This window comes from Actinacidiphila oryziradicis, assembly GCF_005047355.1.
GTDB classification, from domain to species: Bacteria; Actinomycetota; Actinomycetes; order Streptomycetales; family Streptomycetaceae; genus Actinacidiphila; species Actinacidiphila oryziradicis.
Genome location: NZ_SUMC01000031.1, coordinates 92,531 through 112,497, shown reverse-complemented (window position 1 = coordinate 112,497; position 19,967 = coordinate 92,531). Strand labels below are relative to the sequence as shown.

At 68.6% G+C, this 19,967-nt stretch carries 19 protein-coding genes and 1 rRNA gene; 8 read left to right on the top strand and 12 right to left on the bottom strand.

The annotated features are described in order from the left end of the window. Nucleotides 1-83 (top strand): 5S ribosomal RNA (rrf, locus tag FCI23_RS28615); the annotation flags it as partial. 90 nt (nt 84-173) lie between these two features. Beyond that, on the top strand, nt 174-668 hold the full coding sequence (locus FCI23_RS28610) for a GNAT family N-acetyltransferase (protein WP_136726823.1): 495 nt from the start codon (nt 174-176) through the stop codon (nt 666-668). 64 nt (nt 669-732) lie between these two features. Here the strand turns inward: FCI23_RS28610 and FCI23_RS28605 are convergent, their stop codons facing one another. From FCI23_RS28605 to FCI23_RS28580, 6 genes are all read right to left on the bottom strand, one after another. Next, nucleotides 733-2,310 (bottom strand): type VI secretion protein, encoded by a 1,578-nt coding sequence (locus FCI23_RS28605; RefSeq protein ID WP_136726822.1) that lies wholly within the window; start codon nt 2,308-2,310, stop codon nt 733-735. A 5-nt stretch (nt 2,311-2,315) separates the two neighbouring features. Further along, the gene (locus FCI23_RS28600) at nt 2,316-3,704 is read right to left on the bottom strand and encodes an ATP-binding protein (protein ID WP_136726835.1); all 1,389 of its coding nucleotides are present in this window, start codon (nt 3,702-3,704) and stop codon (nt 2,316-2,318) included. A gap of 193 nt (nt 3,705-3,897) precedes the next feature. Beyond that, on the bottom strand, nt 3,898-5,445 hold the full coding sequence (locus FCI23_RS28595) for an SCO6880 family protein (protein WP_136726821.1): 1,548 nt from the start codon (nt 5,443-5,445) through the stop codon (nt 3,898-3,900). Next, nucleotides 5,442-6,677 (bottom strand): hypothetical protein, encoded by a 1,236-nt coding sequence (locus FCI23_RS28590; protein ID WP_136726820.1) that lies wholly within the window; start codon nt 6,675-6,677, stop codon nt 5,442-5,444. The genes FCI23_RS28595 and FCI23_RS28590 overlap by 4 nt, the downstream gene beginning before the upstream one ends. 67 nt (nt 6,678-6,744) lie before the next feature. After that, a complete protein-coding gene (locus tag FCI23_RS28585) occupies nt 6,745-7,566 on the bottom strand; it encodes a hypothetical protein (RefSeq protein ID WP_136726819.1) in 822 nt (273 codons plus the stop codon). Nucleotides 7,567-7,785: 219 nt separating this feature from the next. Further along, complete coding sequence (locus FCI23_RS28580) at nt 7,786-8,094, bottom strand: hypothetical protein (RefSeq protein ID WP_136726818.1); 309 nt, start codon at nt 8,092-8,094, stop codon at nt 7,786-7,788. A gap of 317 nt (nt 8,095-8,411) precedes the next feature. On the opposite strand from FCI23_RS28580, the gene FCI23_RS28575 reads away from it, so the two are divergent. After that, complete coding sequence (locus tag FCI23_RS28575; protein ID WP_136726817.1) at nt 8,412-9,428, top strand: C40 family peptidase; 1,017 nt, start codon at nt 8,412-8,414, stop codon at nt 9,426-9,428. Between the two features lie 134 nt (nt 9,429-9,562). After that, nucleotides 9,563-10,255, top strand: a complete 693-nt coding sequence (locus tag FCI23_RS28570) for a phosphatase PAP2 family protein (protein ID WP_136726816.1) — start codon at nt 9,563-9,565, stop codon at nt 10,253-10,255. A 77-nt stretch (nt 10,256-10,332) separates the two neighbouring features. Here the strand turns inward: FCI23_RS28570 and FCI23_RS28565 are convergent, their stop codons facing one another. Next, nucleotides 10,333-11,895: an FAD-binding oxidoreductase gene (locus tag FCI23_RS28565; protein ID WP_246144109.1), complete on the bottom strand. Its 1,563-nt coding sequence runs from the start codon at nt 11,893-11,895 to the stop codon at nt 10,333-10,335. A 358-nt stretch (nt 11,896-12,253) separates the two neighbouring features. Here FCI23_RS28565 and FCI23_RS28560 point away from each other — a divergent pair, with 358 nt between their 5' ends. Further along, nucleotides 12,254-13,075 carry a LolA-like protein gene (locus tag FCI23_RS28560; protein ID WP_136726815.1) on the top strand — a complete coding sequence of 274 codons (822 nt, stop codon included), beginning with the start codon at nt 12,254-12,256 and terminating at the stop codon, nt 13,073-13,075. Between the two features lie 89 nt (nt 13,076-13,164). Then, nucleotides 13,165-13,341, top strand: a complete 177-nt coding sequence (locus FCI23_RS56725; protein ID WP_169316963.1) for a hypothetical protein — start codon at nt 13,165-13,167, stop codon at nt 13,339-13,341. On the opposite strand, the gene FCI23_RS28555 is transcribed toward FCI23_RS56725, so the two are convergent. Beyond that, on the bottom strand, nt 13,330-13,734 hold the full coding sequence (locus FCI23_RS28555; RefSeq protein ID WP_136726814.1) for a metal-sensitive transcriptional regulator: 405 nt from the start codon (nt 13,732-13,734) through the stop codon (nt 13,330-13,332). The genes FCI23_RS56725 and FCI23_RS28555 overlap by 12 nt on opposite strands. A 149-nt stretch (nt 13,735-13,883) precedes the next feature. Between FCI23_RS28555 and FCI23_RS28550 the strand changes: the two genes are divergently transcribed. Further along, nucleotides 13,884-14,504 carry a DUF47 domain-containing protein gene (locus FCI23_RS28550; RefSeq protein ID WP_136726813.1) on the top strand — a complete coding sequence of 207 codons (621 nt, stop codon included), beginning with the start codon at nt 13,884-13,886 and terminating at the stop codon, nt 14,502-14,504. Between the two features lie 5 nt (nt 14,505-14,509). Next, nucleotides 14,510-15,505, top strand: a complete 996-nt coding sequence (locus FCI23_RS28545; protein ID WP_136726812.1) for an inorganic phosphate transporter — start codon at nt 14,510-14,512, stop codon at nt 15,503-15,505. Nucleotides 15,506-15,648: 143 nt separating this feature from the next. On the opposite strand, the gene pstB is transcribed toward FCI23_RS28545, so the two are convergent. The 4 genes from pstB to pstS form a co-directional block, all read right to left on the bottom strand. Next, nucleotides 15,649-16,425: a phosphate ABC transporter ATP-binding protein PstB gene (gene pstB / locus FCI23_RS28540; protein WP_136726811.1), complete on the bottom strand. Its 777-nt coding sequence runs from the start codon at nt 16,423-16,425 to the stop codon at nt 15,649-15,651. Between the two features lie 41 nt (nt 16,426-16,466). Further along, entirely contained in the window at nt 16,467-17,540 is a 1,074-nt protein-coding gene (gene pstA, locus FCI23_RS28535; protein WP_136726810.1) for a phosphate ABC transporter permease PstA, read from the bottom strand. Further along, the gene (gene pstC, locus FCI23_RS28530) at nt 17,537-18,526 is read right to left on the bottom strand and encodes a phosphate ABC transporter permease subunit PstC (protein WP_136726809.1); all 990 of its coding nucleotides are present in this window, start codon (nt 18,524-18,526) and stop codon (nt 17,537-17,539) included. Before pstC ends, pstA begins: the two co-directional genes overlap by 4 nt. Nucleotides 18,527-18,627: 101 nt before the next feature. Next, the gene (gene pstS / locus FCI23_RS28525; protein ID WP_136726808.1) at nt 18,628-19,767 is read right to left on the bottom strand and encodes a phosphate ABC transporter substrate-binding protein PstS; all 1,140 of its coding nucleotides are present in this window, start codon (nt 19,765-19,767) and stop codon (nt 18,628-18,630) included. Between the last annotated feature and the right edge of the window lie 200 nt (nt 19,768-19,967).

Genomic DNA, 19,967 nt, shown 5'->3' with positions numbered 1-19,967 from the left:
ACATTCCGAACCCGGAAGCTAAGCCTTTCAGCGCCGATGGTACTGCAGGGGGGACCCTGTGGGAGAGTAGGACGCCGCCGAACAACCTTTATAGCCCGGTCCCGAGGTCATCGACCTCGGGACCGGGTTTTTTTGCGTTGCGGTGCCGTCGGCGTGGCTGCGACCATCGCGGCATGGGCTATGAGATACGGCAGGTCAGGCCGGAGGAATGGCGGCAGAACCGGGAGCTGCGGTTGGTCGCGCTCAAGGACCCGGTGAGCAGCGTGGCGTTTGTGCGCACCTATGACGAGGAGGCTGCTTTCCCCGACGAGGTGTGGCGGCGGAGGACGTCCGGGGCGGGGGTGCAGCAGTTCGTCGCTGTGGACGAAGAGGATGGGATGTGGGTCGGCACTCTTTCTGTCATTGTTGAGTCCGACGATTATCTGTGCATCGCCGGGGTGTATCTACGGCCGGAGGTACGGGGGACGGGGCTGGCGGGAAGGCTGTTCGCCGCAGGGCTGGAGTGGACGTGGGAGCGGGCGGACCGGGTCCAGCTGTGGGTGCATGAGAGGAATCCGCGGGCCGAAGGGTTTTACCGGCGGGTGGGTTTCGTGAGGACCGGGAAGACAATGGCGTTTCCGCTGGACGAGTCGCAGACGGAGTACGAGATGGCGCTGGCCCGATCTTGATTCAGACCGATCTTGATTCAGACCGATCCTGAGTCGGACCGGTTTGATTCAGGCCCGGCTTGATTCACGCCAGGCGGATGGCGTCGGGCAGCTCGTCGAGGAGTGCGGGGGCGGCCGGCCCGAGGACGAGGCGGGCGTCGGCGCGGTTCCAGGGAGCGGCGTCGGGCCAGTGGGCGCGGGATTGTTCGGGGGAGCGTAGGACGGCCAGGGCGGGGAGGCCGAGTGCGGTGCCGGTGGCGAGCGCATCGGGCAGGCAGGGGATGGGGGCGAGGGCCGCGATGTCGTCGAGGACGAGGGTAAGTGGTGGGTCGAGCCGACCGGCGGGTGACCGTGCGGCCATGCGCCGGCCGTGCTCGACCACGCTGGAGGCGAGTGCGGTGAGCAGTGGCATCGCACCCGGGTGGATCCTCGGATCCTCGGTGGGCTCGCCCACTAGGTAAAGAGTTCCCCTCTCCCGTACGAATGACTCCAGGTCGAGGGCGGGATTGCGGCCGGGATTACAGGCGTCGCGGATGTGGATGGAACTGAGGCCCTCGAGGGCCCGGTGGATGAGGGCCTGGGCGGCGTCGCGGCGGTCGGTGTGGGCGTGCAGGATCGATTCGAGCTCGCCGCTCCAGCCGGCCTTGGCCTTGGGGTGGCTGCGCAGTATCCGCACGGCGTCCTGGGCACCGCTGCCGCCTGCCCAGCGGTGCACCTGGCGGAAGGGCTGGCCGTCGACGGCGGCGGCGTGCAGCCAGCAGCGCAGCAGAGTCCGGGCGGCGTCGTACATGGCGGTGTCGGCGGTGGCGTGCGGGCGGAGCGGGAAGAGGAGGGCGGCGGCGCGTGAGGCGGCGGAGTCCGGATCCTCGCAGCCGCTATGGGGCGCCCAGCGGAGACGGCCGGGCGTGTCGACGAGGTGGGCCGGGTCGAAGACATGGACCGGGCCGAGCTTGGTGCGGTTGCCGACGGTCTGGTGGAACGTATCCGGGTCGGCGGTGGTCACGAGTACGGCCCCGGCGGCGTTGAGGATGGCCGGCTGGACGAGCCGTTTGCCCTTGTCGCTTCTGGGGGCGGCGAACAGGACGTAGGTGGTCGTGAGTTCGGCCTCCGTGAAGTGTGCGGCGGCGGCCTGGTGCCTTGGGGCCTGCGCCACGGGTACCTGTTCGACCCCCGCCCGTTCCACCGGCACCTGTGCCACGGACTCCGCCTCGGGCTGAGCGGCCGGCTCCGCCTCCTCCCGGGGCTGCGGCACAACTACAGGCGCAGGCGCCTGTGCGGGCGTCTGCACGGGCTTCTGGCGCCGTGTCGCGCGTACGACTCGGTATCGCGCCAGTGCGCCTATCACGAAGGCGCCCAGGACGAACAGCACCATGAGCTGCCCTATGAAGATGCCCCAGAACAGCCCCCAGCTCGGCAGTGCGTCCGCCGGGGACTGCTGCCACGCGCCCGTGATGTCGTGGGGCTGGGTGAGCAGATGCCGCATCGCGACCGGCGTATGGGTGAAGTGGAGCCTGGCGGGCCAGGCGCCGTGGGAGAGCAGGCCCGCGATGCCGGTGCCCGTCCACACCAGGAACGTGATGCCGAGCAGGAAGCCGATGACGCCCAGGATCAGGCCGTCGGGCACCCCGCCTTCGCCGTCGCGTCTGGTGCGTTGGGTGGCCATGGCGGTCAGGCCACCGCGTCGTCGGCGAGTTGCTTCTGCAGGGAGACGGACGACTCGTTGTCCAGTTCCTCCGATTCCAGGCCGAGGTCGACCGAGGACTGGGTCATGGCCCGGTCGGTGTAGACCAGCGGCCGTTCGGACTCTGTGATGAGGTGCTTGACGACCTGGACGTTGCCGTTGACGTCCCAAACGGCGATGCCGGGGGTGAGGGTGGGGATGATCTCCACCGCCCAGCGGGGGAGGCCGAGAACGAGGCCGGTGGCCCGTGCCTCGTCGGCTTTCTGGGCATAGATGGTGCGGGTCGACGCCATCTTGAGGATGGCGGCGGCTTCCTTGGCGGCGGCACCGTCGACGACGTCGGAGAGATGGTGGACGACGGCGACGAAGGAGAGACCGAGCCGGCGGCCGAACTTGAGCAGCCGCTGGAACAGCTGGGCGACGAAGGGGCTGTTGATGATGTGCCAGGCCTCCTCGACGAGGAAGATGCGTTTCTTCCGGTCGGGGCGGATCCAGGTGTGCTCCAGCCAGACGCCGACGATCGCCATCAGGATCGGCATCGCGATCGAGTTGCGGTCGATGTGCGAGAGGTCGAAGACGATCAGTGGCGCGTCGAGGTCGATACCGACCGTCGTGGGGCCGTCGAACATGCCGCGCAGGTCGCCGTCGACGAGCCGGTCGATGACGAGGGCGACGTCCAGGCCCCAGGCGCGGACGTCGTCGAGGTCGACGTTCATCGACTCGGCGGCTTCCTCCAGCGGATGGCGCAGCCGCTCCACGATGTCGGTGAGGATCGGCTGGCGGTCGGTGATGGTCTCGATCACGTAGGCGTGCGCGACCTTGAGGGCGAAGCCGGACCGCTCGTCGAGGCCGCGGCCCATCGCGACCTCGATGATCGTACGGAGCAGGGCCAGCTGTCCGGTGAGGGTGATCGCGGGGTCGAGGGGATTGAGCTTGATGCCGCCGTTGAGGGCGGCCGTCGGGTCCAGGCGGATGGGCTGTATCCCGAGGGCCCGGGCGATGAGATTCCACTCGCCGACGCCGTCCTCGCCCTGGGCGTCCAGGACGACGACCTGGCGGTCGCGGAAGCGCAGTTGGCGCAGGACGTAGGTCTTCTCCAGGGCGGACTTTCCGTTGCCGGACTCGCCGAGGACCAGCCAGTGGGGGGCGGGGAGTTGCTGCCCGTACAGCTGGAACGGGTCGTAGATGTAGCCCTTGCCGGAGTACACCTCGCGGCCGATGATGACGCCGGAGTCACCGAGGCCGGGTGCGGCTGTGGGGAGATAGACGGCCTGGGCCTGCCCGGTGGAGGTGCGGACGGGGAGCCGGGTCGACTCCACCTTGCCGAAGAGGAAGCTGGTGAAGGCGTCCGTGAGGGCCGCGAGGGGATCCAGCATTGCCATAGCGGGGTTGCCTCCTCAGCTCGCGCTTGCGGTCCGGGGGGCTTTGCCCGCCCGCCCACCCGTGCAGTCGGTTGTCGGTTGCGGGCCTGCCTGTGGAGGGCGGGGCGCCGTGCGCCGCCGGCGCGGCATGGCGGCGGCTTCGTCCTGGGCGGGACGGCTGATGGTGTCCATCGGGTCCATCCCTCCTTCAGCGGCGGATGCCGGTTGCGAATGGCAGCGTATTCACAAACGCCCGGTGATGTTCCCGGTCGCACCACTCCAACTTGAGGTACGACTTGCCGGCGGATGCCCTAATCGTGCGCTTGTCGCGCGCCAGCGCTTCGGGGGAGCGCGAGGAGACGGTGATGTAGCCGACCAGATTCACTCCGGCGGCTCCGCTCGCGAGGTCCTCGCCGCGCTGGTCGACGCGGCCGTGGTGGGCGACGTCGCGGGGGTCGATGACGCGGTTCATCTTGGCGGCGCGGCTGGCGTCGGCGTCGTCGTTGGTCTTCTCGGTGAGCATCCGCTCTATGGCGACCTCGGTCGGCTCCAGGTCCATGCAGACGGCGACGGTGCGGATCACGTCGGGGGTGTGGACGAGGAGGGGGGCGAGGAAGTTGACACCGACGGGGGTCATCGGCCATTCCTTCACCCAGGCGGTGGCGTGGCACCAGGGGGCGCGGGTGGAGGACTCGCGGGTCTTGGCCTGGAGGTACTCCGGCTCGGTGGCGTCGAGTTCGGCGGGCCAGGCGTTGCGGCGGGTCATGGCCTGGATGTGGTCGATGGGGTGGTCGGGGTCGTACATGCCGTGGATGAGCGACGACAGCCGGGACTGGCCGAGGGGCTGGCGGACGCGGATATCGGCCTCGGCCAGACGCGCACAGATGTCGGTGAGCTCGCGGGCCATGACGGCGGCGATGCCGGCGTCCTTGTCGAGGCCCTTGCGGCTGACGCCGCTCGCACGGGCGATGGCATTGCCCTCGGCGGCGAGTTCGCGGCCGTAGTGCATGCAGGCGACGAGGTAGGCCCGGTGCTGCTCGGAGGAGGTGGAGACCATGGACTGCAGCTGCTCGTAGGAGACCTTCAGCCACTCCTCGGACTGCGGGTCGCCGCGCACGGCGACGTCCTTGGCGTGGGCGTCGGGGTCAGCGGGGAGGGTGCGGGCGAGCATTTGCAGGCGGGTGACGAATCCGTCGCCGTTCGCGACGTGCTTGAGGAGGGTGCCGAATCGTTCGACCAGCGCCTCCTGGTCCTCGGAGTCGCGCAGGCCGACGCCGGGGCCCTCGATCTCGATGGCGGCGGTGACGGTGCGGCGGTCGACGTGCAGTAGCACGGCCATCTCGTCGGGGCCGAAGGGGGCGGCGAGCCAGGTGATGCGGCCGATGCCGGGCGGCGGGCCGACCTCGATCTCGCGGCCGTCGAGGCGGGTGCCGGCTTCGCTGGCGTCGGAGCGGTAGGTGGGCGTGTTGCGCAACATCCGGCGGTAGGTGCGGTTGATCTCGAACCACTTGTAGAAGGTGCGGCGCCGGTACGGCATGTAGACGGCGGCGAAGGCCAGGATCGGCCAGCCCATGAGCCCGAGGATGCGCGGCAGCAGGATCGGGATCAGCAGGCCGGACATCATGCCGAGGAACGCCCCGGCGATGATGAGGGCGATCTCGCCGGTCTCGCGGTTCTTGCCGACGATCGCGTTCGGGCGGGCCTTGCCGATCAGATATGTGCGGCGCGGCTGGGCGGCGTAGGGCTGGGACGTCACCGGCGGTCACCTCCTGGCTTGCCGTTGTTGCTGCGGTCCTGGGTGCGCGGCGGCGGGGCGGCCGCACTGGGGCCGGGGTTGCCGGTGCGGCTGCTGTGTGCCGCCACTCCGCCGGCCATGGGGTTGCCGGGCTGGGCGCCGCCGCCTCCGGAGCCCTGCTCCTGGGGGCCGCCGCGGGCGCTGTGCGTCTTGATGCCCTGCTTCACCAGGGCCGCCGGGGAGGAGATCACGGCGGCGGCCTGGCTCTGGCCGCTGGCCTTGCGGTTGTTGCGGAGTTCCTGGACGTCGTCGCCGAAGCCGGGGACGAAGCGGTAGATCATGAAGCTGGCGAAGATGGCGAGCAGGATGATCGCCAGGCCGGAGACCACCGCGCCGAACGCGTCGGGGCCATTGGAGGAGCTGAGCGCGCCCGCGAGTCCCAGGACGATCACGATGACCGGCTTCACCATGATCACCGCGATCATGACTCCCGCCCAGCCCTTGACGTGGCGCCACATGTTCTTGTCGACAAGCCCGGAGTAGACGACGGTGCCGAGCATCGCGCCCACGTAGAGGAGTGCCGCCCGGATGACCAGTTCCAGCCAGAGCACACCGGCTGCCAGGACCGAGACGAGCGACACCACGATCAGCATGATCGGGCCCCCGCCGATGTTGGTGTCCTTGGACAGCGCGTTGGAGAAGGAGCCGAAGAACACATCGGTGTTGGAGGAGGTGCCGGACGCGATCACCGTGGTGACGGCGTCGACCGCCTGCACCACGGTGTAGAGGATCAACGGGGTGAAGGCCGAGGCGATGACGGTCAGCCAGAGAAAACCTATGGCCTCGGTGAGGGCCTCGGTGAGCGGGATGCCGCGGACTGCGCGCTTGGCGACGGCCAGCAGCCACAGGACGAGGGTGAGGACGGTGGAGGCGGCGAAGACGACGGCGTACTGGCGCAGGAAGGTCGTGTTGGTGAAGTCGACCGCGGCGGTCTTGGTGACGGCCTTGGAGAGCTGGGTGATCACCCATGCGGCGGCGTCCGCGCAGCCCCGGGCGAGCGACGACAGGGGGTCGAGGGTACTGGTGACGGAGGGCGCGGTGCTGCCGCTGTTGCTCTGCTCGCAGAGCGCCTTGGCCGCGCCGGTGATGAAGCGGCAGGCGGGATTGCCCGTGCTGGCCGACGGGGTGGGCGTCGGGGCTGCTGCGGCCCGGGAGGCCAGCAGGACGAGGGCGGTCTGCGCCCCCGTGAGCATGGCGGCGAGCGACAGGGCACGCCGGCTGCGGCTGACCCCGCGACTTCGGCCGTCTTGGCTCTCTCGGCTACCTCGCATACGTGAACCCTCCGTACCCGTTGACCGCGTTCGCGATCTCGTCCGCGCCGGCAGCCTGGTCGTCACCGCTGACCGGCGCCGGGCCCTGCTTCTGGCTGGACGACTCGATCTTCCAGTCGCCGTTGACCCATGCGAGCTGTTCGGTCAGCGTGAACCAGGTAGCGCTGACCGGTTTGGTCGATCCCTGGCCGGCCAGGCCGCCGAGAGCGGTGGACCAGACCTCCACGGTCGCACTGCTCCCCGAGTAGCCCGTGACTTTGGTACCCACCGGAACGGTGCGTGAGACGAAAGTGAGGCCCTTCGGCGCGGAACCGTCGCTATTGAGGCCGACATCCTTCAGGAAGGCCGCGGAGTAGGCCTTGTCCAACTCGCCCTGGAGCTTGCCGACGACGGCCGGGTCGTGGATCGCGGCCACGATCGTGTGCCGGCGGTCCGTACGGAACATGCCGTCGGAGCCCAGGGCCACCGCGTAGTTCGCGGCAGCGGACTGCGCCCCCTGCTGCGACTTCGCGAAACCCTTGGCGATGCCGGCGGCCTGGCCGGTCACCGGCTTGTCGCCGGTCGGCGCAGTCGGCTGGGCCTGAGTGCCGGCGCCGCTGTTGCTGCCGCCGCCGTTACCCGACCCGCCGCCGGAGCTGTTGCCGCCGCCACGGTTGGCGAAGGCGATGGCGGCGATGAGCACCACGACGACACCGACAACGGTGACGAGGTTGCGGCTGGAGCGGGGCTGGCGGCGGGTGCCGCCGCCCGGTCCGCTGTGGGTCTCGGGAAGCCGAGTGCGGGTCGGTGGGCCGTCCTGTCCGAGGCTCATCGAGAGCTCGCCCCCTCACATGTCGCCAGTGGTCGTGGGCGTGGTCGGGCGAGGGCCGTTCCGCGCATGCCCAACCACCCTACGGCGCCGCCGTAGGGTCCGGCACTGCTGCTCGGGTGAGTGGGCATCAGCAGACGCAGCCTCGGTTGAGGGACAGGGGACAGGGACGGATCCCCAGGGAACAGGCGAACGGAAGCTATGGGGCGTGGACCGACCGCGCTAGACGGCCATCCCGTAGACGATGGTGAACACCGTGCCGAGGGATCCGATGATGAAGACGCCGGTCAGGCCGGCGATGATCAGGCCCTTGCCCTGCTCCGCGCTGAAGGTGTCCCGCAGCGCTGTTGCTCCGATCCGCTGCTTCGCCGCGCCCCAGATCGCGATGGCGAGACAGAGCAGGATCGCTACTGCCATCACCACCTCGACCATCACGCGCGCCTGGTTTCCGAGGGTGCCGAAAGGCCCCCAATTCGGAGCGATGCCACCGATAATGGTGTTGATATCGCCCTTCTGGGCTGCCAGGAACATGGAACTCACCACCGCTACAAATCAGTTGGCATCCTCGCCGGGGCGCAAGGTACCAGGGTCTATCTTGGCTGATGATGCCGCAGTCGTATGTCGACTCAACGACTTTATCGGCCGATTCCCTCGTGTGATCCGGACCGCAGCGTCCACACTGGTGCCGGGCCGGTGTTCGACGGGACATGGTTGACTACTCTGTGTATCACGCACAATAGCGCAGGGCAACGATTGGGGGTGGTGACGCATGGCAAGGCTTCGGGGGGCTCCGGAGGCCTGGCGCACCGTCACCACAGGCTTGGACATTACTTGCATGGGGAGCGCGGATGAGCTCGGCGGTGCGCAAGACCTGGCTGGCCGTCACCGTCGCGGGGGGGCTGTTCTTCGCGTTCCTCGCCCTGCTGCTCGTCGGGACCTTCTCGGCTGCGGCGTCGCTCACGGGGGCGAACGGGCCGGTGGCGTTGGCCAAGGGCGCGGTGCCGGCGGCGTACAGCAACCTCGTGCGGCAATGGGGGAGTCTGTGCAGCGCGATCAACCCGGCGCTGCTCGCCGCGCAGCTGTACCAGGAGAGCGGATGGAACCCCAAGGCGCAGAGCGGGGCGCACGCGCAGGGGATCGCCCAGTTCATCCCCGGCACCTGGGCCACCCACGGCATTGACGGGAACGGCGACGGGGTCCGGGATGTGTGGGACCCGGCGGACGCGATTCCGTCGGCGGCGTCGTACGACTGTGAGCTCGCGCAGTATGTGAAGGACGTGCCGGGGGACCTGACCGCCAATATGCTCGCGTCCTACAACGCGGGCGCGTACCGGGTGATCCAGGCGGGCGGGGTGCCGGACATCGCCGAGACGAAGAATTACGTCAAGATCATCACCTCCCTGGAGAAGAGCTTCGCGGCGCCGGTGGGGACGGTCGCGGCCTCGCAGCAGGCGGCCGCGGCGATCTACTACGCGCAGAACAAGCTGGGCACGCCCTATCTGTGGGGCGGTACGGGCACGACGGCGCAGGGCGGCCGGTTCGACTGCTCGGGGCTGTCGCAGGCGGCGTACGCCTCTGTGGGGATCGCGCTGCCGCGGGTGGCCAACGACCAGTGGAACGCGGGGCCGCACCCGGCCCGGAACGCGCTGCTGCCGGGGGACCTGGTGTTCTTCGCCACCGACTTGAACGATCCGCGGACGATCCATCACGTGGGGATCTATGTGGGCGGCGGGTACATGATCAATGCTCCGCACACGGGAGCCGTGATCCGCTTCGACAAAATCGACACGGCGGACTACATCGGGGCGACCCGGGTGACGAAGGACGGGGCCGCGGCCCTGCCGACGGCGAACACCAACTACTGACCTCTGGTCTCTCTTCTATAACTTACAAGTGATCATCTGGTGCAGACCGGAACGCGCCGTACCGTGCGCCCCGTTGGAGAGGGGAGAATGACCTCCTCGCGGAACGCGGAACGTCGGGTAAGGGGTACCACCACATGGCAGAGCTTGCATTGGACGGTTCGAACCCCGATGTGAGCCTGCTCCGTGACATCAATGGGCTCGCGAAGGACGCTCCGCACTGGCTCGACCGGGTGGTGGAGTTCGTCGGCGAGTACGGGCTCATCCTGCTCATGGTGCTGCTGGCGGGATGGTGCTGGTGGCGCATCGCCCGGCGCAGTGCCGCCGATGAGGCTCCGGCGGCGGTGGCCGGGGTGGTGTGGTCCGGACTGGCGGCCGGGATCGCGCTGCTGCTGAACGTGCCGCTGCGGGCGTTCGTGGAACGGCCGCGGCCGTTCGTGGACCACGACGGGCTCGACGTGCTCATCAGGGGCAAGAGCGACTTCTCGTTCGTCAGCGACCACGCGACGCTGACCATGGCCGTCGCGGTGGGGCTGTTTCTCGTCAGCCGGAAGGCCGGGCTGCTCGCGATCGGCGTGGCGCTCCTGGAGGGTTTCTGCCGGGTCTACATGGGCGTGCACTACCCGACGGACGTTGTCGGGGGGTTCGCCCTCGGGACGGCCGTCGCCCTGCTTCTGGCTCCGCTGGCGATGATGCTTCTGACGCCGTTGGCCGCCGCGGTGGGGCGGTCCAGGGCGGGCTGGCTCGTCCGCGGCCGTCCGTCCCCGGCGTCGGGTGACGGCATCCCGTACCCGGAGCCTTCGGCGTACGACAAGGGGCTTGCGGCGTAGCGGTCTTCCGCCCCCTGCTCCTGCTCCCTCCGCTCCCCCCTGTTTCCCCGCTCCCCCGTTTCCCGCCTCCCCGCTGATCAGAGGGCCTGCGGGAAGTCGAAGAGTCGTGCGGGGTCGTACTGGTGCTTGAGGTTGGTGAGGCGTGTCGCCGCGCTGCCGTAGTAGGCCTGGCGCCAGTCGGTGAGGGAGGCGTCGGTGTAGTTCTGGTAGGCGGCGCCGGAGGCGTACCGGCGCATGGCCGCGTGCAGGGTGCCGAGCCAGGTGCCGGTGCCGGGGGCGTCGATGTACTGGGCGAGGAACCGGGAGCGGCGGTGGACGAAGGCGGTGGCGGTGGGGGAGACGCGGTTGACGGCGCCGCCGAGGGCGGTGAGGGCGACGGAGCCGGCGCCGGAGCGGACGCCTTCGACCTGGGCGAGGAGGGTTTGGATGCCGGTGGGGGAGAGGGAACGGTCGTAGAAGTCGGAGCGGGCGGAGTAGGTCTCGCGGGCGAGCCGGCCGGAGCTGGTGCGGCCGGGGGTGGTGCCGGGCAGGTGGCACTGGGCGGTGCTGAGGGAGGAACAGCCGGCGTAGGCGAGGGTGGCGTCGAGGTAGGGGCGCGGGTGGAGGGAGACGGAACTCGCGGAGGCGCCCGCGCTGGTGGCGAGGCGGTCGAGGGCGTTGGCGAGGTCACCGCGTGAGGTGAGAGAGAGGACGGCGACGGAGATCTGCGGGGTGCCGTTGGCGGATTTGTCGAGGTGGAGGGCGGACCAGATCTCGTCGGGCTGGCCGGGGCCCCACTCCTGCCAGGCGCGCAGTACGGCGGCGGCTTTTGCCCAGGGCCAGGTGAGGTAGCCGGTGACGACCTGGGGCGCGGCGAGGGTGCTGAAGTACAGCTTGGTGACGACGCCGAACTGGCCGCCGCCGGCGCCTCGCAGGGCCCAGAAGAGGTCGGGGTGCTCGGCCGTGGAGCAGTGCAGCAGTTTGCCGTCGGCGGTGATGATGTCGGCGGCGGTGAGGCTGTCGCAGGTCAGGCCGTGGGCGCGGCTGATCACGCCGTGGCCGCCGCCGAGGGTGAGGCCGGATATGCCGACGGTGGGGCAGGAGCCGCCGGGTATGGTGCGGCCGTGTTCGGCGAGACCGGTGTAGATGTCGATGAGTTTGGCCCCGGCGCCGATGGTGGCGGTGGTGCCGGAGGCGGTTACGGCGGAGAGCTTTGATACGTCGATGACGAGGTGGCCATTGCCGCTGGACCAGCCGGCGTAGGAGTGGCCGCCGTTGCGGATGGAGACGGGGACCCCGGTGTCGCGGGCGAAGGCCAGACACTCCCGGATGTCTTCGTCTGACGACACATATGCGACGGCCGCTGGCTTCAGGCCGTCGAAGCGGGTGTTGTAGAGGTGCCGGGCGGTGGTGTAGTCGGCGTCGCCGGGGCGGATGAGCCGGCCTTCGAGGCCGTGGCCGAGGGCTGCCCAGTCCGGGGTGCTGCGCTTGGTCATGGTGGTGGCGGTGCCTGCCGTGGCTGTCGTGCCCGTCGTCCGGGCCGTAGCCGCCGGGGTGGCGGACACGGCGGTCGAGCCGCCGCTGTCGGCTGTGCAGCTGCTGGCCAGCCAGCCCCCCGTGACCAGGCCGGTTGCGGCGAGTAGCGCCTGTCGTCGTTCCACTGAAGTCCCTTCCGCTGTCGTTGCGGAGGACGTGCGGTGGGGATGATGCGGTTCCGCTTGGATCGTCCGCCTACTGGCGGACGATCCGAGGGTAAGCCTAGTCCGGGGAGTGTCGGGTGGCGTCGCGTCTGGCCCGGTCGCGGGCCCGGCGGGCGGGGCCGCGCCAGCCGCAGGTGCAGTTGGCGATGGCGAAGGAGCCGTTCTCGGTCACGGATGTGTGGTGCGGCAGCGCGGGCGCATGGGGCCGTTCCGCGGGGAGGTTGAGCACGCAAGAACGCTACCCGGCCGTGACACGGGCCAAAGATCGTCGTTAGGAAAAAAGAGGTCCGGAGACGGAAACTGCGGAAGGTCGGCGTCGATGGGGCAGCGGGGACGCGCTACTGCCGCACTTGTGGGTCTCGGGCTGGCCGCGGCGGCGATGTCGGGGTGTTCCGGCAGCGGTCACGCCGCCGAGGTCGATCCTGTCCCGGTGGACCCGGCCACGGCGGTGCGCCACGCCGCGGACGCGCTGGAGGGGGCCGGCACCTCGAAGGTCCGGACGTGGATGGAGATGGCCAGCGGCGGGACGCGGGTCGCGATCAGCGGCGATGGCGTCTTCGACTACGTAAAGCGGCGGGGGGAGCTGAAGCTCGCGCTGCCCAGAGACGCGGTCGGGGTGGCGGAGCACAAGCCGATCACCGAGCTGCTGATCTCCGGGACGCTGTATATGAAGAACCGCGGTGAGGGGGTGCCGGCGGACAAGTGGGTGCGGATGGACACCGCGGAACTCGCCGACGGCAATCTCGTGTACGGCGGCGCCACGGACCCCTTGACGACCGCCGAGATGCTGCGCACCGCGCGGGGCGTGACGCTTGTCGGCGAGGAGACGCTGGGCGGGGTGCGGGTGCGGCACTACCGGGGCACGGCGGACATCGCGCGGGCGGCGGAATCCGCCGCGCCGGGTGTGCGCGGGGCGCTGCGGGCCGCGGCGAAGGGGTTCGCGGTGACGGCGGTGCCCTTCGAGGTGTATCTGGACGAGGAGGGGCGGCTGCGGAAGGTGCGGCAGCGCTTCACCTTCAGCGACCGTGCCGTGGTGACATCGGTCACCGGGCTGTACCGATTCGGGTTGCCGGTGCGGATCCGGGTGCCGGACGAGGACGACGTCTATACGGGAAAGATCGTTTCTCCCCGCAACCCGTAAGCATTGCCACTCATCGCGGAAATGGTCCGGAAGTGCCATGCGCGGACTGTGCGCCGGTGCCTACCCTGGGCAGTGAGGAGGCGGTACACGTGTCATTGTCGCGCGGATCACAGAGGCCGGACCAGGAACGCATGGCGCTCGCGGAGATCGAGCTCTGCGGTGAGCTGATGATCGCCGCGGCGGCCACCGTCGAGGACCGGTTGAGCTGGCTTCGTATCGACGAGGTGCTCGAAGTGCGGTCGCCGGGCGGCGGGCTACGTGCGTAGCAGCCGCGCTATCGCGGCCGTCGCCTCGGCGACCTTCTCGTCCAGCTCCTGGCCCGCCTGGGCGGTGCCATCGGCGGAGCCGCTGTTGGCCGCGGTGGCGACGCAGTGCCGCAGATGCTCCTCCAGCAGCTGAAGTGCGAATGACTGCAAGGCCTTTGTGCCCGCCGAAACCTGGGTAAGGATGTCGATGCAGTACACGTCCTCCTCGACCATGCGCTGGAGGCCGCGGATCTGCCCCTCGATCCGGCGCAGCCGCTTCAGGTGCTGGTCCTTCTGCTTGCTGTAGCCATGCGGGCCCTGCGGTGGTTGGTCGTGCGGTGCGGCCTCGTGGGTCTCGGTGGTGTTTTTGCTCTCGCCGGTCGCGCCGGTCGTGGTGACCTCTGCGGTCGTCATGGCCGTCCTCCCTAGCCCGATATACCCCTGGTGGGTATATCCTACCGAAATCGGTCCGTTGTGCGAGACTGTGGGACGCCGGTTAGCTGTGGCCGGATGTTGCACCTAGCATCAATGCGACCGACACCGATGTATCCCGAGGACTTCACGTGCGCTTCCGTCTGACCCCCAGGGAGACGAGCTTTTATGACATGTTTGCCGCATCCGCGGACAACATCGTCACTGGCTCGAAACTCCTCATGGAACTGCTCGGAGCCGATTCGGCCACGCGCACCGAGATCGCCGAGCGCATGCGGGCCGCCGAGCACGCCGGTGACGACGCGACGCACGCGATCTTCCACCAGCTGAACTCCTCCTTCATCACGCCGTTCGACCGCGAGGACATCTACAGCCTTGCCTCGCAACTCGACGACATCATGGACTTCATGGAGGAAGCGGTCGACCTCGTCGTCCTCTACCAGGTCGAGGAACTGCCCAAGGGCGTCGAGCAACAGATCGAGGTCCTCGCGCGGGCCGCCGAGCTGACGGCGAAGGCGATGCCCAATCTCCGTACGATGACGGACCTCACCGAGTACTGGATCGAGGTCAACCGGCTGGAGAACCAGGCCGACCAGATCCATCGCAAGCTACTGGCACACCTCTTCAACGGCAAGTACGACGCCATGGAGGTGCTGAAGCTGAAGCAGATCGTGGATGTGCTGGAGGAGGCGGCGGACGCCTTTGAGCACGTCGCCAATACGGTGGAGACCATCGCGGTCAAGGAGTCCTGAACCAGGTGGACACCTTCGGACTCGTCGTCGTCATCGGCGTCGCGCTCTTCTTCACGTACACGAACGGTTTTCACGACTCCGCGAACGCGATCGCCACTTCGGTGTCGACGCGGGCGCTCACCCCGCGGGCCGCGCTCGCGATGGCCGCCGTGATGAACCTCGCCGGTGCTTTCTTCGGCAATGGCGTCGCCACCACGGTCGGTAAGGACATCATCACCACCCCGTCGGGCAAGCAGGGCCTGATCGTGCTGTTCGCAGCGCTGGTCGGAGCGATCGCCTGGAACCTGGCGACCTGGTACTTCGGCCTGCCGTCCTCCTCCACCCATGCGCTCTTCGGCGGCATGGTCGGTGCCGCACTGGCGGGGGCGAGCACGGTGCACTGGCGCGGGGTGCTGGACAAGGTCGTCATCCCGATGATCGTCTCGCCGATCATCGGGCTGGTCGTCGGCTATCTGGTGATGCTGGCCGTCCTGTGGATCTTCCGCAGGTCCAACCCGCACAAGGCCAAGCGCGGCTTCCGTATCGCCCAGACCGTCTCGGCCGCGGCGATGGCGCTCGGGCACGGTCTCCAGGACGCCCAGAAGACCATGGGCATCGTGGTGATGTCGCTCACGATCGCCGACGTCCAGCAGGGGAGCGGCATCCCGATCTGGGTGAAGTTCGTCTGCGCCGCGATGCTTTCGCTCGGTACGTACGCGGGTGGCTGGCGGATCATGCGGACGCTCGGGCGGAAGATCATCGAGCTGGATCCGCCGCAGGGCTTCGCGGCGGAGGCGACTGCGTCGTCGATCCTCTATACGACGGCGTACGTTTTCCAGGCGCCGATCTCCACGACGCATGTCATCACGTCGGCGATCATGGGGGTCGGGGCGACCAAGCGGGTCAAGGCCGTGCGATGGGGCGTTGCCAAGAACATCGTCATGGGGTGGTTCATCACGATGCCGGCTGCCGGACTGGTGGCCGCCGTCATCTACTGGCCCACCCACCTGGTCCTGGACTGACTTCTCTCTCCGCGAGAGTGCGGGCCCGCCCCCGGGAGGGGGCGGGCCCTTCGCCTTGCGGTGGCACCGCCATGCAGCACCGCAAGGCTGCTCTTTCTCGCTCGCCTCCGGGTGCTCGGACCCCTTTGGCTCCCGAGGTGTGGTCAGCCGAAGCGGCCGGAGATGTAGTCCTCGGTGGCCTGGACCGAGGGGTTGGAGAAGATGCGCTCGGTGTCGTCGATCTCGATGAGCTTGCCGGGCTGGCCGACGGCCGAGAGGTTGAAGAAGGCGGTGCGGTCGGAGACGCGCGCGGCCTGCTGCATGTTGTGGGTGACGATGACGATGGTGAAGCGTTCCTTGAGCTCCCCGATGAGGTCCTCGATGGCGAGGGTGGAGATCGGGTCCAGGGCGGAGCAGGGCTCGTCCATGAGCAGGACCTCGGGCTCGACGGCGATGGCGCGGGCGATGCAGAGCCGCTGCTGCTGACCGCCGGAGAGGCCGGAGCCGGGCTTGCTGAGGCGGTCCTTGACCTCGTTCCAGAGGTTGGCGCCTCTGAGGGACCTCTCGACGATGGTGTCGAGATCGCGCTTCTTCTTCATGCCGTTCAGCCGGAGGCCGGCGGCCACGTTGTCGTAGATCGACATGGTGGGGAAGGGGTTCGGGCGCTGGAAGACCATGCCGACGGTGCGGCGCACGGTGACCGGGTCGACGCCGGAGCCGTAGAGGTTCTCGTCGTCCAGGAGGACCTTGCCCTCCACACGGCCGCCGGGGGTGACCTCGTGCATACGGTTCAGGGTGCGCAGGAAGGTGGACTTGCCGCAGCCGGAGGGGCCGATGAAGGCGGTCACGGTGTGCGGCTCGATGTTCATCGAGATGTCGTCGATGGCTTTGAAGGCGCTGTAGAAGGCGCTGAGGCCGCTGACGTCGATGCGCTTGGCCATGGTGCTGGTCTCTCAATCCGTAGGTCGCTGGGCTGGCCGCGTCAGCGACCGGTCTTCGGGGCCTTCCAGCGGGCGATGCCGCGGGCCACCATGTTCAGGATCATGACGAAAACGATCAGTACGAGGGCTGCCGCCCAGGCCCGGTCGTAGGACGGTTGGTTGCCGTTCCCGTACTGCTTGTAGATGTAGTAGGGCAACGATTCCTGCGGTCCGCTGAACGGGTTGTTGTTGATCGTGTTGCTGCCGAAGACCAGCAGGGCGATGGGTGCGCTCTCACCTGCGATGCGTGCCACGGCCAGCATGACACCGGTGGTGATACCGCCGATGGCGGTGGGCACGACCACCTTGAGGATGGTGCGCCACTTGGGGATGCCCAGGGCGAGGGAGGCCTCGCGCAGCTCGTTGGGGACGAGCTTGAGCATCTCCTCGGTGGAGCGGACCACGACCGGGGTCATGAGGATCGTCAGGGCCAGCGAACCGGCGAAGCCGGACTGCGGGGCGACGCCGTTGATCACGAACCAGACCGAGAGGATGAAGAGGCCGGCGACGATGGACGGGATGCCGGTCATGACATCGACGAAGAAGGTGACGACCTTGGCGAGCCTGCCCTTGCCGTACTCGACGAGGTAGATCGCGGTGAGCATGCCGAGCGGGGCACCGATGATGGTGGCGATGCCGACCTGCTCCAGGGTGCCGATGATGGCGTGGTAGATACCGCCGCCGGGGCCGATGGTCAGCACGCCGTTCATGGAGTGGCTGAGGAAGTTGACGTCGAGGACCTTCACGCCCTTGCTGATCGTGGTCTCGATCAGCGAGTAGAGCGGGATGACGGCGAGGACGAAGGTGGCCCAGACGAGGCTGGTGGCGACCCGGTCCTTGGCCTGGCGCTTGCCCTCGACCTTGGTGGTGATCGCGTACGTACCGACGACGAAGAGTACGAGGGCGATCAGGCCCCACTGGACCTTGCTGCCGAGGCCCGCGCCGAGCCCGATGGCGACGCCGAGCACGATCGCGCCGGCCGCGATGGCGGCCGGGGCCCAGCGCGGCAGGTGGGCGTGCGCGAGGGTGTTCGGGCGCGGGGCGGCTACGGGTGCTTGTGTCACCAGGTTGCTCATGCGTTGGCCCCCGAGTACTCCTTGCGGCGGGCGATGATCAGTCGGGCCGCGCCGTTGACCAGCAGGGTGATGATGAAGAGCACCAGACCGGACGCGATCAGCGCGTTACGGCCGAACTCGTCCGCCTCGCCGAACTTGGCGACGATGTTCTGGGAGAAGGTGCCGCCGGCCGGGTCCAGGATGTGGATCGTGAGGACGCTGGAGGCGGAGAGCACGGTGGCGACAGCCATCGTCTCGCCGAGGGCGCGGCCGAGGCCGAGCATCGAGGCGGAGATGATGCCGGAGCGGGCGAAGGGGAGGACCGAGAGCCGGATCGTCTCCCAGCGGGTGGCGCCGAGCGCGAGGGCGGCTTCCTCGTGCATCTTCGGGACCTGGTTGAAGACCTCGCGGCTGACGTTGGTGATGATCGGCAGGATCATGATCGCCAGCAGGATGCCCACGGTGAACAGGGAGCGCGCGGCCGCCGGGTTGTCCGACTTGAAGATGACGGTCCAGGCGAAGTAGTTGTTCAGCCACTCGTTGAGGCCGACGAGGTGCGGCACCAGGAAGAGGGCGCCCCACAGGCCGTAGATGATGCTGGGGACCGCGGCGAGCAGGTCGATCACGAAGGAGATCGGCAGGGCGAGCCGGCGCGGTGCGTAGTGCGAGATGAACAGCGCGATGCCGATCGCGATCGGCACGGCGATGAGGAGCGCGATGATCGAGCTGACCACGGTGCCGTAGGCGAGGACCGCGATGCCGAAGACCGGCGGGGTCGCACTGGCGTTCCACTCGAAGGTGGTCAGGAAGTTGCCGTGGTCCTTGGCGATCGCATCGGCGGCGCGGACGGTGAGGAAGACCGCGATCGCGGCCATGACCACCAGCAGCAGGATGCCGGATCCGCGCGAGAGATTCGAGAAGACCGCGTCACCCGGGCGGGTGACCTTGCCGCTTCTGACGGCTGGGGCACTGGGGGGCGGTGCGGGTGAGTTATCAGTTATAGCCATCGGATTCTCCGGTCTGGTGGGGCTGGGGCCCCGGGCGGCGGTGCACCGGAAGGTGGGCCGGCCCCGCGGTTTTGAGGCCGCGGGGCCGGCCCGTCAGAGGGTCAGGAGAGGGAGGTCACGGTGGAGCGGACCTTGGTGGCGATCTCCGTCGGCAGCGGCGCGTAGCCGGCGGTCGACAGCTTGGCCTGGCCGGCCTCACTGGCGGTGTAGGTGAGGAAGGACTTCAGCAGCGGCAGGGTGCTGGCCTTGTTGCCCTTGTCACAGGCGATCTCGTACGTGACCAGGACGATCGGATAGGCGTTGGCGGCCTTGGTGGTGTACGTCGAGGAAAGGTCCAGCGACAGGTCGGAGCCCGTGCCGACGACCTTCGCCGAGGCGATGCCCGCGGAGGCGTTGGCGGAGGTGGCCTCGGCCGGGGAGGACGCGCCGGTGGCGATCTTGGCGGTCGTGATGCTGCTGGCGGTCGCGTACGACAGCTCGAAGTAGCCGATGGCGCCATCGGTCTGCTTGACCTGCGCGGCGACACCCGAGGACTTGGCGGCGGACTGGCCGCCCTTGCCGGCGAAGGCCTTGGCGTGCGGGTACGGCCAGTCGGCCTTGGCAGCGGTGCCCAGGTACTTGGTGAGGTTGTCCGTGGTGCCGGACTCGTCCTGGCGGTGGAAGGCCTGGATCTTGGTGCTCGGCAGGGTGGCGGTCGGGTTGAGCGCCTTGATCGCCGGGTCGTTCCACTTGGTGATCTTCGAGTTGAAGATCTTGGCGATGGTGGAGGCGTCCAGGACCAGGTTGTTCACGCCCGAGAGGTTGTAACCGATAGCGATCGGGCCGCCGACCATCGGGATGTCGATGCCGGTGCCGCCGGCGCAGACCTTCTTCGAGCTGGTGGCCTCTGCGGGCTTCAGCGGGGAGTCCGACCCGGCGAAGGAGTCGGTGCCCTGGTTGAAGTCGATGACGCCCTCACCGGAGGACGACGTTTTGTAGTTGATGGTCGTGCCCGTGCAGGCGGCCTGGTAGGCCTGCACCCAGGCATCCATGGCGTTCTGCTGGGCGGAGGAACCCGAAGCCAGCAGCTGGCCCTTGCCGTCGCACTTGATACCGCTTGAGGACGAACCGGACGGGGTGCTGGAGCTGGGGCTCGAACCGCTGTTGTTGTCCGAACCGCACGCCGTGAGAACCAGCGCACCGGAAATCGCGACCGCGCCGACGGTCAGGGCGCGCAGCCCGCTCTTACGCTGAAGCTTCACCTTCGAGTGTTTCCTTCCAGAAGCCCGCCGGTGGACGGCGAAGCAGAGGATTGGGTTTCTGCATCCACCCGGCGACATGATGCTCACCGGTAAGGCCGAAATTAGGCAGATGAGGTGAAGCGCCCGGCGGCAGAGGGTGAACGCGAGGTGAACCTCGTATATCAGTGCGGCAACTCGATGCTGTGCGGACCGCGCGGGGC